12 protein-coding genes and 1 pseudogene are annotated in these 12,486 nt (G+C 45.8%); 3 read left to right on the forward strand and 10 right to left on the reverse strand.

The annotated features are described in order from the left end of the window. Nucleotides 1–85 precede the first annotated feature (85 nt). The 8 genes and pseudogenes from rsmI to RF007C_RS09640 all read right to left on the reverse strand — a co-directional run bounded on the left by rsmI (nucleotide 86) and on the right by RF007C_RS09640 (nucleotide 6,773). On the reverse strand, nucleotides 86–907 hold the full coding sequence (gene rsmI, locus RF007C_RS09605) for a 16S rRNA (cytidine(1402)-2'-O)-methyltransferase (protein ID WP_037299387.1): 822 nt from the start codon (nucleotides 905–907) through the stop codon (nucleotides 86–88). Beyond that, complete coding sequence (locus tag RF007C_RS09610) at nucleotides 904–1,626, reverse strand: tRNA1(Val) (adenine(37)-N6)-methyltransferase (RefSeq protein WP_037299389.1); 723 nt, start codon at nucleotides 1,624–1,626, stop codon at nucleotides 904–906. The genes rsmI and RF007C_RS09610 overlap by 4 nt, the downstream gene beginning before the upstream one ends. 11 nt (nucleotides 1,627–1,637) lie before the next feature. After that, a complete protein-coding gene (locus RF007C_RS18065; protein ID WP_343203237.1) occupies nucleotides 1,638–2,147 on the reverse strand; it encodes a GNAT family N-acetyltransferase in 510 nt (169 codons plus the stop codon). Continuing rightward, a pseudogene (locus tag RF007C_RS09620) lies at nucleotides 2,121–2,642 on the reverse strand (cysteine hydrolase family protein); the annotation flags it as partial. The pseudogene RF007C_RS09620 and the gene RF007C_RS18065, both read right to left, overlap by 27 nt. Continuing rightward, entirely contained in the window at nucleotides 2,639–3,715 is a 1,077-nt protein-coding gene (gene mnmA / locus RF007C_RS09625) for a tRNA 2-thiouridine(34) synthase MnmA (protein ID WP_037299391.1), read from the reverse strand. The pseudogene RF007C_RS09620 and the gene mnmA, both read right to left, overlap by 4 nt. Nucleotides 3,716–3,758: 43 nt before the next feature. After that, nucleotides 3,759–4,442: an HAD family hydrolase gene (locus RF007C_RS09630; protein WP_242836294.1), complete on the reverse strand. Its 684-nt coding sequence runs from the start codon at nucleotides 4,440–4,442 to the stop codon at nucleotides 3,759–3,761. After that, a complete protein-coding gene (locus RF007C_RS09635; protein WP_037299393.1) occupies nucleotides 4,408–5,574 on the reverse strand; it encodes a C39 family peptidase in 1,167 nt (388 codons plus the stop codon). Before RF007C_RS09635 ends, RF007C_RS09630 begins: the two co-directional genes overlap by 35 nt. A 5-nt stretch (nucleotides 5,575–5,579) precedes the next feature. Then, nucleotides 5,580–6,773, reverse strand: coding sequence for a nucleotidyltransferase (locus tag RF007C_RS09640; protein WP_037299394.1), 1,194 nt, complete (start codon nucleotides 6,771–6,773; stop codon nucleotides 5,580–5,582). Between the two features lie 239 nt (nucleotides 6,774–7,012). Here RF007C_RS09640 and RF007C_RS09645 point away from each other — a divergent pair, with 239 nt between their 5' ends. Beyond that, nucleotides 7,013–8,212, forward strand: coding sequence for an acetate/propionate family kinase (locus RF007C_RS09645; protein WP_037299395.1), 1,200 nt, complete (start codon nucleotides 7,013–7,015; stop codon nucleotides 8,210–8,212). A 128-nt stretch (nucleotides 8,213–8,340) separates the two neighbouring features. Here RF007C_RS09645 and RF007C_RS09650 read toward each other — a convergent pair whose 3' ends face one another. After that, nucleotides 8,341–9,183, reverse strand: a complete 843-nt coding sequence (locus RF007C_RS09650; RefSeq protein WP_037299397.1) for a DUF3737 family protein — start codon at nucleotides 9,181–9,183, stop codon at nucleotides 8,341–8,343. A gap of 289 nt (nucleotides 9,184–9,472) precedes the next feature. Between RF007C_RS09650 and RF007C_RS09655 the strand changes: the two genes are divergently transcribed. Next, nucleotides 9,473–10,033, forward strand: coding sequence for an RNA polymerase sigma factor (locus RF007C_RS09655; RefSeq protein ID WP_037299398.1), 561 nt, complete (start codon nucleotides 9,473–9,475; stop codon nucleotides 10,031–10,033). A gap of 12 nt (nucleotides 10,034–10,045) precedes the next feature. Continuing rightward, nucleotides 10,046–11,638: a hypothetical protein gene (locus RF007C_RS09660; protein ID WP_037299399.1), complete on the forward strand. Its 1,593-nt coding sequence runs from the start codon at nucleotides 10,046–10,048 to the stop codon at nucleotides 11,636–11,638. A 37-nt stretch (nucleotides 11,639–11,675) separates the two neighbouring features. On the opposite strand, the gene RF007C_RS16510 is transcribed toward RF007C_RS09660, so the two are convergent. Beyond that, the gene (locus RF007C_RS16510) at nucleotides 11,676–12,479 is read right to left on the reverse strand and encodes an AraC family transcriptional regulator (RefSeq protein WP_019678884.1); all 804 of its coding nucleotides are present in this window, start codon (nucleotides 12,477–12,479) and stop codon (nucleotides 11,676–11,678) included. Nucleotides 12,480–12,486: the final 7 nt, after the last annotated feature.

The following is a 12,486-nucleotide window of genomic DNA, read 5'->3' on the forward strand; positions in this document are numbered from 1 at the left end:
ACAATTCATTTACAATTTCAAGCTTTTTACACTAATTTTCACATTTCTATCATTTATAATTAAATAAAGGTATATTTAACAGCTATCAAAGAAGAGAATAAAGCTCGCTTTTTCTGAATCCGGTCTCCTTTGCAACTGCCTTGCAGGCCTCCGTAGGTTTCTCGCCCATACTGATAAGCTTGTTGACCTGCTCCATAGCCTGTTCAATGGTAAGCTCGCCGTCGGAGTTCTCCCGGGCACCTTCCAGAACAAGCACAAATTCTCCGCGCGGCTCGTTGAGAACGTAATACTCGACCGCTTCGGAAAGCGTAAGTCTGAGGACTTCCTCGTGTATCTTCGTAAGCTCACGGCACAGTGAGATCCTTCTGTCGCCTCCGAAAAACTCCGCAAGATCGGAAAGGGTATTCTTCAGCTTATGAGGCGCCTCATAAAAAACCATTACCGCAGTCTCATCCCTGAGCTTTTCGAGTCTCTCTCTGCGCTCCTTTTTGGGTACGGGGAGAAAGCCTTCAAATGTGAATCTGCGGGTACTTAGTCCCGACACTGAAACTGCAGAGACCACAGCGCTCGGACCAGGAATCACCTTAATGTCTATCCCGCTCTCGGCGCACATCTTCACCAACACCTCTCCGGGATCGGATATGCAGGGCATACCTGCATCTGTCACGATACCGCAGCTCTCCCCAGCAAGCAGCCTGTCGATTATCTTCTGCGCATCAGCCTTTGAGCTGTGCTCATGAAAGCTCACAAGAGGTTTTTTTATCTCAAAGCGATTCAGCAGCTTCAGTGTAACGCGGGTATCCTCCGCACATATAAAATCCACTGCCGCCAGAGTATCCAGCTGACGCAGAGTAACGTCCTCAAGATTTCCTATCGGCGTGCCGATCACAAAAAATGTTCCGCTCATGGCTGCTCCTTTCCTGTGTCATATATTTTCTGCAATTCCTCTGAAAAACCGTTCTCGCTGCGTATGTAGAGCTGCGGCTCCACCTTCATAAAGGGCTTGGAGCCCTTCTTGCCCTCAATAAGGAAAAGCCACGGTGCTTCATCGGCATTTTTCGATACAAAGCGAAGCCTTTTGGGCTCGATATCATGGCATTTCATGGCGTATATTACATCGCTGAGCCTTTCGGGACGGTTGCAGACGCAGAGCCTTCCGCCGAATTTCAGCAGCTTCTGAGCTGCGGCACATACATCGTCTATAGTGCAGAGTATCTCGTGACGGGCTATTTTCTGCGCTGTTATAACACTCTGGAAGCCTGCGTTGTTCACCTTGTAGGGCGGATTGCAGGTCACAAGATCAAGCTGTCCGAGGGGAGCTCCCTCCCAGAGTTCTTTCAGATCCGCACATATTGGGACAATTCCGGTAGTTTCGCTCTTTTCAAGACCGAGACGAAGCTGCTCTATGGCGCCCTCCTGTATGTCAACTGCATATATTACCTGCGGAGGCATTTTCTTCTGCATTATGAGCGGTATTATACCGCAGCCCGTCCCAAGGTCGCAAACTTTGTACTTTGCGCGGTACTGTGAAAAGTCCGCCAGCAGAAAGGCGTCTGTGCCGAAACGGTGGTCACTGCTGGCACAGACATATATCTTATCAGTTAACTTTTCGTATTTGTATTCCATTTTTCTCCTTTTTATCTTCTCATCATTACAATATATTCTGTAGTTCCTTCTTCAAGCTTTCTTGTATCCGTAAGGTGAAAACCATGCGCTTCATAGAAGTGTACAGCATCAATATTCTTTTCAATTGTCCAGAGAAAACTGACCGGATAGTTTTCTTTGGCATATTTTATCAATTCAGAACCGACTCCTTGACCCTGAAAGAAATGATCAACGTATAATTCAAGGATTTCTTCTTTCTCTATGCGGATAAGCCCTTTTATTATCCCGTCATCGTACAGAAACATATTGTCCAGAAATCCATTTTCAATGTACTTTTTAGCGACAGGTATTACTTGCAATTCTCCAAATGAGTATGCGTCGTCATTAAATATCGAGCGATACTTCATTCGTTTTGCAAATACAAGGATCTCCGCGATTCTCGAAGCGTCTTCTTCTGTAGCCCTTCTGATTTGCGTCTTATTAACTCTTATAAACTTCGGTTTATCTTTTGGATTGCGTATCATATCAAGGGCTTCCGCCATATCAATGCACTTTGCGTACCTGTTCTTCCACATGAATTCGTTGTAATAGCAGTAGGTCTGCTCTGCTGTCATAAAATCATTATCAAAGGTGGAATTGCAGAATTCGGGAACTATCATCTCAAAGCCGTTCTCAAAACCGCATTTTACTGTGGCATCAATGCAGTAATCCGTCTGCAAACCTGTGACTATGAGCCTTTTCACGCCTTTTTTCTGCAGATATTCAAGGAGTCCGCTGTCACGAAATGGACTGTTCACGTACTTGTCGAATATGCGCTCCCCTGCTTCGGGAGCAAATCCGCTGTATACATCAAAGCCCTCATTGCCCATTGAAAGCGGCTTTCCCTCGCCGTCATCGTGGCGGACATATATAACCTCGACGCCGAATTTTCGCGCTTCAGCAATAAGCGTGCGGACGTTTTCCGTGAATCTGTCAAAGGCATAGAGCCTGTCGTTGGTTATAAGCTCCTGCGCATCTATAACAAGCAGTGCGGTCATTTTATTGTACCTCCGCCGACTACAATGTCTCCGTCATATATAACAACAGCCTGACCGCTGGTCACAGCTCTCTGCGGCTCGTCAAACTCCACCATATACTCACCGTTTCCGAGATATGAGACTAACGCAGGCTGCTCCTTCTGACTGTAGCGGGTCTTTGCGGTCACGCGCATGGGAGCTTCCAGCTTTTCAACGGAAATAAGGTTGAAATCGTCAGCAATAAGACTTTTCGTATACAGATCGGACTCCAGTCCGAGAGTCACAGTATTTGCGGCGATGTCCTTTTTCACAACATAGGCAGGGTGTCCGAGAGCTATTCCCAGTCCCTTGCGCTGGCCTATGGTGTAATTTATGATGCCCTTGTGCTCACCGAGAACTTTGCCATCCATGTCCACAAAGCTTCCACAGGGCGTGTCACAGCCTGTAAATCTACGGATAAAGGCAGCATAATCGCCGTCTGGCACAAAGCATATGTCCTGACTGTCTGGCTTTTGTGAATTAACAAGCCCTGCCGACTCCGCCTTCTCTCTTACCTGTTTTTTTTCAAGTCCTCCCAGAGGAAACAGAGTATACGAAAGCTGCTCCTGTGTCAGAGCATAAAGCACATAGGTCTGATCCTTGCTTCGGTCGGCAGGCCTTTTCAGAAGGTAGCGCCCCTTATCCTCATCGTACTCGTTCACAGCATAATGCCCCGTAGCTATGTAGTCGTAGCCCAGCTCCATTGCTCTCCGCAGCATCTTGTCGAACTTCACATGGCGATTGCACTCTATGCACGGATTAGGCGTCCTTCCGCATAAATAGCTGTCTGCAAACTGCTTCATGACGTATTCGCGGAAGTTATCTTTGAAATTGAAAACTATATGTTCAAAGCCCAGACGATATGCCACACTTCTTGCGTCCTCAACATCCGAAAGAGCACAGCAGGTCTTTCCCTCCTTCTGCGCTTCGGAAATATCCTCATCCGAAAAGAGCTTCAGCGTTACGCCCATGACCTCATAGCCCATGTCACGAAGCATCATAGCCGCGACGGAACTGTCAACGCCTCCGCTCATTCCAACCATTACCTTTTTCATTCATATGCTCCTTCTAAAACAGCAGGGGCGAACAATGTTCGCCCTAAAATATGCTTATGATCTCATCAAGGGATCTTATATAGTAATCGGAAAGCTCCTTTATCCTCGGTGCGTCAGCCTCAGCAACCGGGTCATAAACTCCGCACACAGAAAAGCCTGCCCCGAGGGCAGTCTCGATACAGTGCAGTGAATCCTCAACTACGAGAGTCTCTTCAGGTGATGAGCCCAGTCTTTCAGAGCCTCCCAGAAAAATATCAGGAAAATTCTTTCCCGCAGGATATTCCTCATCAGTCAGCAGGAAACGGAACCTATCATACACTCTGCAGCGTTTCAGGGCAGCAACAGCAAGACCCTTGTAAGTGGCGGTAGCAATACCATAAGGAATATTGCAGCTGTCAAGAAAATCAAGCACCTCTCCCGCATAAGGCTTCAGAGGTATCTGCTCCTCATAACGCTGACGTACCATGTCCTCTATCCGCCATATAACGTACTCCTTGGTGCATTTCAGCCCGAACCTGTCTATGAAATACTGGGAGGATTCGTCAACAGTCATCTTCTTGACAACATCGGATACCTCCGGAGGAGGATCGGTTATGCCGTTCTCTATAAGAAATTCACGGTCAATGCTGCTCCATACAGTCATGGAGTCAAGCAATGTGCCATCAAGATCAAAAATAACGCCCTTTATCAAATCATTCCTGTCCTTCCTTGTCAGCTGCATTATCATAACTGTAATCTTCGTTTTTTTCCTCGTGTGTTTCAGGCTCTTCACGGGACACATCCTCGTGAGCATCGTCAGGAGACTCGGGAACTTCTTCCACCGGAGAAGGCTCATTCTGCTCCTCACGCTGCTTATCTTCTTCAGCGCGCCTATTCTCCTCCTCGGCACGGCGTTTTTCCTCCTCCGCAGCCTTTTTCTTTGACTCCTCTTCGGTTTTTTTACGCTCTGCCTCTTCTGCCTTGCGACGTGCCTCTTCCTCCTCAGCCTTTTTTCTTTCAGCCTTGTTCCTGCTTAAAAAAGCCGACTGCGGCTTGTCCTTTATTTCTACGTAATTTCCGCCTGTGTCCGCATTTCCGCATATTACCACAGCCTGTCTGCCCATGAGCTCATAGGAAGAACTGAACGCGGAAATATCGTACTTTCTGTTGCCCTTCAAAGGATCAGCCACATAAACTATATTTTCATCAAGGTCATATCCGCACAAGGTAACACAGTGCTGGAAATCGTTGAACCACATCTCCTCATCGTCCATGATAACCCACCGAAGCATAGGCGGTGTACATATCAGGTCTATAGTCGTCCACACTATAACAGGTCTGTCGTTATTGAGCTGATAATAGAGTTCCTCAAGAGGACTGCCTGATAGATCCACCGCATAGCATGGTGAATCAATGGACTGAAAGTAATCATCGGCAGTCTGAACTATAACAGGCGAATAGCAGCCGAAGCCCTCGTCGGATTTCGGATCGCCTATGTAAGCGTTCTTCATGGTGGTCACGCCTGTATTATCCATAGGCAAGAACTCATCTGCCAGCTTGACCTTGTCAATATCGAAGCCGAGAAAATTAAGAGTCTGGCAAAGCGCCGTTATTTCGCAGCCCGTAGGCAGTTCCGGCGTCTGCATGACTGTTTTGAAGCCTTGTATAACATACTTTTTAGGAAGCTTTTCTCCCTTGGGATAGCTTATATCAAGGGTAAAATGTTCCGTAACAGGTTCAGATACTGCTGCTCCGCCCGTATTACTGTCGGAAGCCGCTTCTGTTTCCGAGCTCATAAGAGTCACTGTATCACCGCATGATGTAAGTGCTATGCAGGCAGCAGCCGCCGCAACCGCCTTCCTGAGAGTATCTCGCTTCATTCGTATTACTCCATATCTATCATAATTTTCGCCTTGTAATCTTTCTGGGCGGAAGTTACTGTCTCCAGCGCAAGACCGTATATATCCGATGCTCTGATCTCAAGCTCGGCAAAGCGCTCGGCTGTATCGCTGATCTGAGAAAGCTTGGCGATGGACGATGCAAAAGGTATTTTTGCTTTTTCCTTGGCACGGGCAAGTATTTCCCTTCCTCTCTCATTGAAGGCCAGTATCCTGCCGTAAGGCGGTAAATGCTCCATATCCTCCTTTGTTATGCCGATAAGGAGTGCAAGCATGATACGCCTTATCCTCGCCATCGTATACCTCTTTGTCTTTACCGTAAAAAGCAGCTCGTCCAGCGAACCCGCCATTCTTGCACCGTAGATCCTGTGTTCAAGCCCCTGTCCTACGTCACATATCCGTGCTATCTCCTCCACAGAGCAGGTGCGGAGCTTATACAGTATAACTCTTTCAAGCCGGCTGAGCGAAGCCGTTTCCCCTTTTGATACTGCCGCGGCCACAGCTGCCGACCATTCGGGAGTTGTAAGCTCGTCAATATCGCTGCCGTTATCTATCATTTCACGTATAAGAGAGGCGCTGGCAAAGCCGCCTTCAGCTGTCATGCTGTCGTGGGATGCCTTTTCACGCTTCAGTGTAAATACGCTCATATCCGAGCCAAGTCTTTTCAGTGCCCTGATATACTCGGTTGCAAGAGTATTGTTAGGCTCTGCGATAATATCAGCAGCTTCGGGATCATATCCCCTGACAACGGAATTCAGGGCTCTCGGATAGGTATAACCCTTCTCCATTATCTGCCTTATCTCATCGGCGTGTGTAACAGCCGCAAGATCCACCGTTTCCATGGCCTTTCTGAGCTTTTCAGCGTCTCCGCATTCACTTCCGAAGGAGATTTCATCGACAGCGCCCAGAGAATCCAGGAGACTTACAGCTCCCAGAGCGAAATTCTCCGCCGAGGAAAGACTGTATTGTACGGGCAGCTCTATGACCAGATCAGCGCCGGAACGCACGGCAAGCCTTGCTCTCTCTAGCTTGTCCATAATGGCAGTATCACCTCTCTGGACAAAGTTGCCGCTCATGACAGCAGCAATGTGTGTTGCGCCGTTTTTACGTGTTTTTCTGATATGATAAAGATGTCCGTTATGGAATGGATTATACTCACAGATTATACCGCTGACTTTCATTGTACTACCTCTTTCCTTTAATTTCAATGTTTTTCTGTAAATTTTTATCTACTCTACATATTATTTAATGATTTCGGCACCGTTTTAGGTGTTTTGCAACAGTAAAACAGGCATTTTCGCATTATTAAAGGCAAAAAATGCCTTCATCAGAGAGTTTTTTTGAAAAAAAGGACTTGCAATTTTTCAAAAATAGTATATAATAATATATGCAAAATATTTTTTGAAAGGAAATTACATATATGATCATCTTAGTTGTAAATGCAGGAAGCTCCTCACTGAAGTATCAGCTTATCGACATGAGCGATGAGAGCGTTATCGCTAAGGGCAACTGCGACCGTATCGGTATCGACGGCCATATCAATCATAAGACAGCCGACGGCAGAGTTCTCGACGAAGACTGCCCATTTCCCACACATACAGAAGCTTTCATGAAGCTGGTTGAGTGCCTTACATCAGGCGATGCAAAGGTTATCGACAGCATGGACGCTATCTCTGCTGTAGGTCACAGAATAGTACAGGGCGCAGACGTATTCGATAAGTCAGTGCTCGTAACAGACGAGGTAATCGACAAGATCGACGAGCTCCGCGAGCTTGCTCCTGTTCACAACCACGCACACGCACTTGCTCTCAGAGCCTGCAAGAGCGTTATCCCCGCAAACGTACCTCAGGTCGTTGTATTCGATACAGCATTCCATCAGACAATGCCCCCCAAGGCTTATATGTTCGGTCTCCCCTATGATGATTATGAGAAGCTCCATGTTAGAAAGTACGGCTTCCACGGCACATCTCACAGATTTGTATCCAAGGCTCTTGCCGAAGCAATGGGCAAGGACGTAAAGGATCTCAAGATCGTTTCATGTCACCTCGGAAACGGTTCTTCCATCACAGCTGTTGACGGCGGCAAGTCAGTTGATACATCAATGGGCTTCACTCCTCTTGACGGCGTAGTTATGGGTACAAGAACAGGTTCCGTAGATCCTTCTGCTGTAACCTTTGTAGCTGACAAGCACGGCTTTACACCTTCACAGATGAGCGAATATATGAACAAAAAGTCCGGTTTCCTCGGTGTTTCAGGCGTTGGTTCCGATAACCGCGATATCCAGGAAGCTGCAAACAACGGCAACGACAAGGCTCAGCTCGTATCAGATATGCTGGCTTACGAGATCCAGAAGTACATCGGCGCATACGCTGCTGCAATGAACGGTCTTGACGCTGTTCTCTTCACAGGCGGCATCGGCGAGAACTCATGGGAAGTAAGAGAGCAGGTATGCCAGAATATGGACTTCTTCGGAATCAAGATCGACGAGGCTCTCAACCGCACTATCAGAGGCAAGCTCACAAAGATCTCAACTCCCGATTCAAAGGTTGAAGTATGGATCGTTCCCACAAATGAAGAGCTCCTCATTGCAAGAGATACTCTTGAGCTTATTTCCAAGTAATTATAGCATAGAACTGCTTGTAAAGCAATGATGATCTGCATACAGATGTAGATTTATAGCCCGAAGGCGATCAGATGACCGTCTTCGGGCTTTATTATTTCCTTTGCAGCTTGAAACGGCTAAAAAACTTACTTCCCGCCGCAGATTATCTTTGTACGCGAGGCATCTACTCTTTCCCCGTCCATAATTATCTCACCGATGGAATCGGCCTTTATAATGCCTCCCGAGGGATTGATGATACTGTCGATACTTCCTAATATATCCGCATTTACCGTTGAATACTCAAACGCAAGCGAAGTATTCGGAAGCTTGCAGTTCTTCAATACCAGATTTTCCGTATAGCACATACCCTGAAGTGTCTCCACAGTACAGTTCACAAGAGTGACATTCCTGGAGTTCCAGCAAAAATACAAACCGGAGATAACAGAATCGTATATGATTATGTTCTCGCTGTTCCAGAAGGCGTCACGTCCGTTGATAACTGAGTTGCGTACCGTAACATTGCGTACTCCGTCAAATGAATTGTTTCCGTCGAGTTCAAGGCCTGTTACCTCCATGCCGTCACAGTCCATGGCAAAATAGTCGCCCTTAGCCCTTACCTTGTCTATCCTGATATTCGCACACTTCCATAATGACTCCTCGCCATTGGTAAATGTTACGTTTTTCAGACTTATGCCCTTTGAGTGACGTATGCACTTCGGAGCTTCTATTACAGTATTTTCAGCCTTTATATCATCAACGTACCATATTCCCGCACGGCCGTTCTCACCGATCGTGCTGTCCTTCATCCTTATGAATTCGCAGTACCATACAGGATAGCTCCAATTGAAAGTACAATCGGATATATCTATATACCTGCAGTGTTTAAGCGGCGATTCGCTGTCGTCAAAGACTGAGCTGCGGATCCTCAGCTCGGTCTCATGGAAAAGAGCTCTTTCCCCCGTAAAGTGCTCGTTAAGTATTTCTTTCATTATCTCACTCCTCTTAGCAGATTATCTGTTATTCCATATAAATATCGTATAACAGATAAAATACAGCTTTAGTTTACGAACATTATACCATATAATAAGAAAAATAGCAACAAGCGAAGAGAAAAAACTGCTCCCGATCATTATCCATAGAGCCAAAAAGCGCAACAGACAGCAGCATATTCCATAATAAAAAAATTCTGTGAATGCTGCAACACTTTACAATAAGTCTGCGTATGTGTATAATGGTATAGAGTATTTAACATTAATAAAGTGAGAAGGAGGTGGGATAATGACTGAGAAAGATATAAAACTCAAACTGAAATGCTCTCCCGAAGAAGGCTTCAGAGCCCTTTTTGATGAATACTGGAGCTATGCTTATACTATAATATACAGCATCCTGCGCGGCACAGGCAGCCGTACAGACGTTGAAGACTGCACCGCAGATGTACTGAGCGACGTAATGATGAACTACGATACAAGCCGCGAAACCTCCCTAAAAGCCTATGTAGGCACTACCGCAAAAAGACGGGCCATAGACATGAAACGCTCCATGAACACGCATACGGCGCGAAATATCCCACTTGATGAAGATACAGAATACTGCATTCCCTCAGACGACAATGTGGAGGCGGAAACGGAAAGCTCCGATATTTCAGCCATTATCCTGAAAAAAATAGAGGAACTCGGAGAGCCGGACGCCTCAATAGTTATACAGAAATACTTCTATGACAGGAGCTCCGCCGAGACTGCAAGACTTCTCGGCATAAATCCCGTAACGGTACGAAGCAAGCTGCACAGAGCTCTGAAAAAGCTGAAAAAAGCTCTTACCGATATGGGCATCACTTTGTAAAGGAGGAAGAGCATGAAAAAAGCAGTCAGAAACATCCTGCATAATGCCGACAAAAAAACCGTCTGCCATATCGCAGAAAAATACAAGGCAGCCGACAGTAATACAGCTGACCGCATTTACAACAAAGCTCTCAGCCGCATGAATCTTCAATCAGACAGCTTAGAAGTATCCGGCACCGATATAGTTCGACGCTCCCCTGCTATCCAGCGTTTCTTCCTCGTAGCTGCCTGCGTGCTTGTCGTATTCGGAGCTGTAATAGGTATAATGAAGCTGAAGGCGCCCAAACGCAGACCTATCATAGATAACCCTGTCATTATCGCCACAGCCACCACTGCCACACAAACTACGGATAAAACGACTACTGTTACCGTTTCGGGTGAGGAAAAAGTCAGCAAAACCACAGTAAACAGAAGCACTTCAACCACTTCTTCGCGCAGTACGGTAACAACATCTCATACATCAGCTGTCCGAAACAGTAATACAACTACAGCAAAGCAGGATAAAAACAAAAACACTACCACAACCGAAAAAAGAATGACAGAACAAGAAATAATTGAATTTGAAAGAAACAATTACGCATCATGTATGTCAAGAGAAAGAGCGATCCTGAAAGGGATAATCCCCGCCGATACACCTCGTGTTACTCTCGATCAGGTTCGCAGGATAATTTCGGAAAGCCTAAGCTGCCGTGAAATAGAAGCAAAAATCAAGGCTATCAATAAATATGAGGATCTGACAGCTTTTTACGGAACAGAATACTGGCTGGACGGCAGCAGAAACAGAATAATCTATATAACAGACAATTACATGGCCGTTGAAAACAATGGAGGAGGCATGATTACATATATTACCAGTACAAACGGTGACCCTTATTCTGATTCTGCCAAAAAGGAAATACTGTTTTCTACTGCGGAAAAACTGAAAAACATACCTGAAAGTCACCAAAGAGAGCGCATGATCGTAGAAGGTTTCGGCAATTATGAAGCTCCCCGCGTGTCAGCAGATGAAGCAAGGGCAATTTGCAGTAAATATACAAGATTTTTCGATGCATCGAACGAGATAAAAAACCGCTATTATTATCCGGACCGCCTATACAAGAATGTACTTGAAGTATGTGAATACTGGCTTGACGATAAAGGGAAGGACATTCTTCTCATCAATTATGATATAGGCTGTATTCAGCTGATATTCAACGCAGATACAGACTCTCTGAGGCGCGAGATCCTGATGCAGAATAACGCTGTATTCGGAGAAACTCCTGAATCTGTAGTATTCACACACCACGAAGCTCTGATACGCGGAAAGACGTCCAATGACATCGAAAGGCTTTACTACAGCGATATAAAGAAGCTGGCAGCAGGCTGTTCCACCACAGATGAGCTTGCGGAAAAAATAAGAAAAGAATACAGATATGCCGATATTACCACCACTTCAGCCGACGGAACACGAAAAGAGTATTTCGCTTTAAGGTCACCTATGGCCTACAACGTCGATTTTTTAATACTCAGTGACAATGAGGAATACGGCATAGAATACCTTGAGATCGGATCCAATATCCGCGAAAGATTCAATCCGGGAACAAGACAGTTCGAGGCTGTTTTCTGACAACAAAAAAGCTGCTGTATATACAGCAGCTTTTTCATCATATCGCTTCTTTTTCCTGATATTCCCTGCGGAATTCAGTGGGAGTCATGCCTATACCGTTCTTGAACTGCCTGTTAAAATAAGAGGCATTCGGATAGCCTACCAGCTCCGCAATCTTGTTTATAGGGTATTCAGGCCTTTTCAGCAGTTCCGTTGCCTTGTCCAGCCTGCTGTTTATAATATCCTTTGATATGCTTATGCCGAAGGTCTCTGTATAAAGATGCTGGAGTCTCGAACGGCTGAGAGATATATCCGCCGCCATTTCGTCAACTGTCCATGACCTGGAGGGCCAGCGGTAGATGCTTTCGCGCAGCCACAGAAGCTTCTCAAGGTACAGTCCTTCGTGAACAGCTCCGAACCTGTCCATATCCACAACGCTTTCATTGAGCTTGCTGAGCAGGAGCTTGAAATAAAGCTCTACAGCCTCTGTACGGTTCTTGTTGACAGAATAGTATTCAAGACACATATTGCGTATTATATCCGATATCTGAGAAAGATCGGCAGCAGGTATTATCTTATTTAAAGGTATTTCCATGGAATGTATATACTCAAGATCATTTTCTTCGGGATAGAAAAAAATACTGTCCTCAGAAAAATTCTCTGCATCACAGCGATAGCTGAATGACTGTTCCGGACTTATGAAAATAAATGAATTTTCAGGTGAGGGAACTTCCCTGCCGTCAATGCAGAAAACCGCCCGTGCCTTCAGCACAAGCAATATCCAAACACCTGAATGAACGTTTTTTTCCAGCACAAAATTTTTATCACGTTTATGATCGAGACTGATACTGTCGATCCTCATATCCAAC

The sequence above is a fragment of the Ruminococcus flavefaciens 007c genome (assembly GCF_000571935.1).
GTDB lineage: Bacteria > Bacillota > Clostridia > Oscillospirales > Ruminococcaceae > Ruminococcus > Ruminococcus flavefaciens_F.

What these genes read in the sequence shown, in the direction of transcription:
- rsmI (WP_037299387.1), bottom strand. Translation starts at nt 907, where the DNA reads ATGAGCGGAACATTTTTTGTGATCGGCACGCCGATAGGAAATCTTGAG.
- RF007C_RS09610 (WP_037299389.1), bottom strand. Translation starts at nt 1,626, where the DNA reads ATGGAATACAAATACGAAAAGTTAACTGATAAGATATATGTCTGTGCC.
- RF007C_RS18065 (WP_343203237.1), bottom strand. Translation starts at nt 2,147, where the DNA reads ATGGCGGAAGCCCTTGATATGATACGCAATCCAAAAGATAAACCGAAG.
- mnmA (WP_037299391.1), bottom strand. Translation starts at nt 3,715, where the DNA reads ATGAAAAAGGTAATGGTTGGAATGAGCGGAGGCGTTGACAGTTCCGTC.
- RF007C_RS09630 (WP_242836294.1), bottom strand. Translation starts at nt 4,442, where the DNA reads ATGATAATGCAGCTGACAAGGAAGGACAGGAATGATTTGATAAAGGGC.
- RF007C_RS09635 (WP_037299393.1), bottom strand. Translation starts at nt 5,574, where the DNA reads ATGAAGCGAGATACTCTCAGGAAGGCGGTTGCGGCGGCTGCTGCCTGC.
- RF007C_RS09640 (WP_037299394.1), bottom strand. Translation starts at nt 6,773, where the DNA reads ATGAAAGTCAGCGGTATAATCTGTGAGTATAATCCATTCCATAACGGA.
- RF007C_RS09645 (WP_037299395.1), top strand. Translation starts at nt 7,013, where the DNA reads ATGATCATCTTAGTTGTAAATGCAGGAAGCTCCTCACTGAAGTATCAG.
- RF007C_RS09650 (WP_037299397.1), bottom strand. Translation starts at nt 9,183, where the DNA reads ATGAAAGAAATACTTAACGAGCACTTTACGGGGGAAAGAGCTCTTTTC.
- RF007C_RS09655 (WP_037299398.1), top strand. Translation starts at nt 9,473, where the DNA reads ATGACTGAGAAAGATATAAAACTCAAACTGAAATGCTCTCCCGAAGAA.
- RF007C_RS09660 (WP_037299399.1), top strand. Translation starts at nt 10,046, where the DNA reads ATGAAAAAAGCAGTCAGAAACATCCTGCATAATGCCGACAAAAAAACC.
- RF007C_RS16510 (WP_019678884.1), bottom strand. Translation starts at nt 12,479, where the DNA reads ATGAGGATCGACAGTATCAGTCTCGATCATAAACGTGATAAAAATTTT.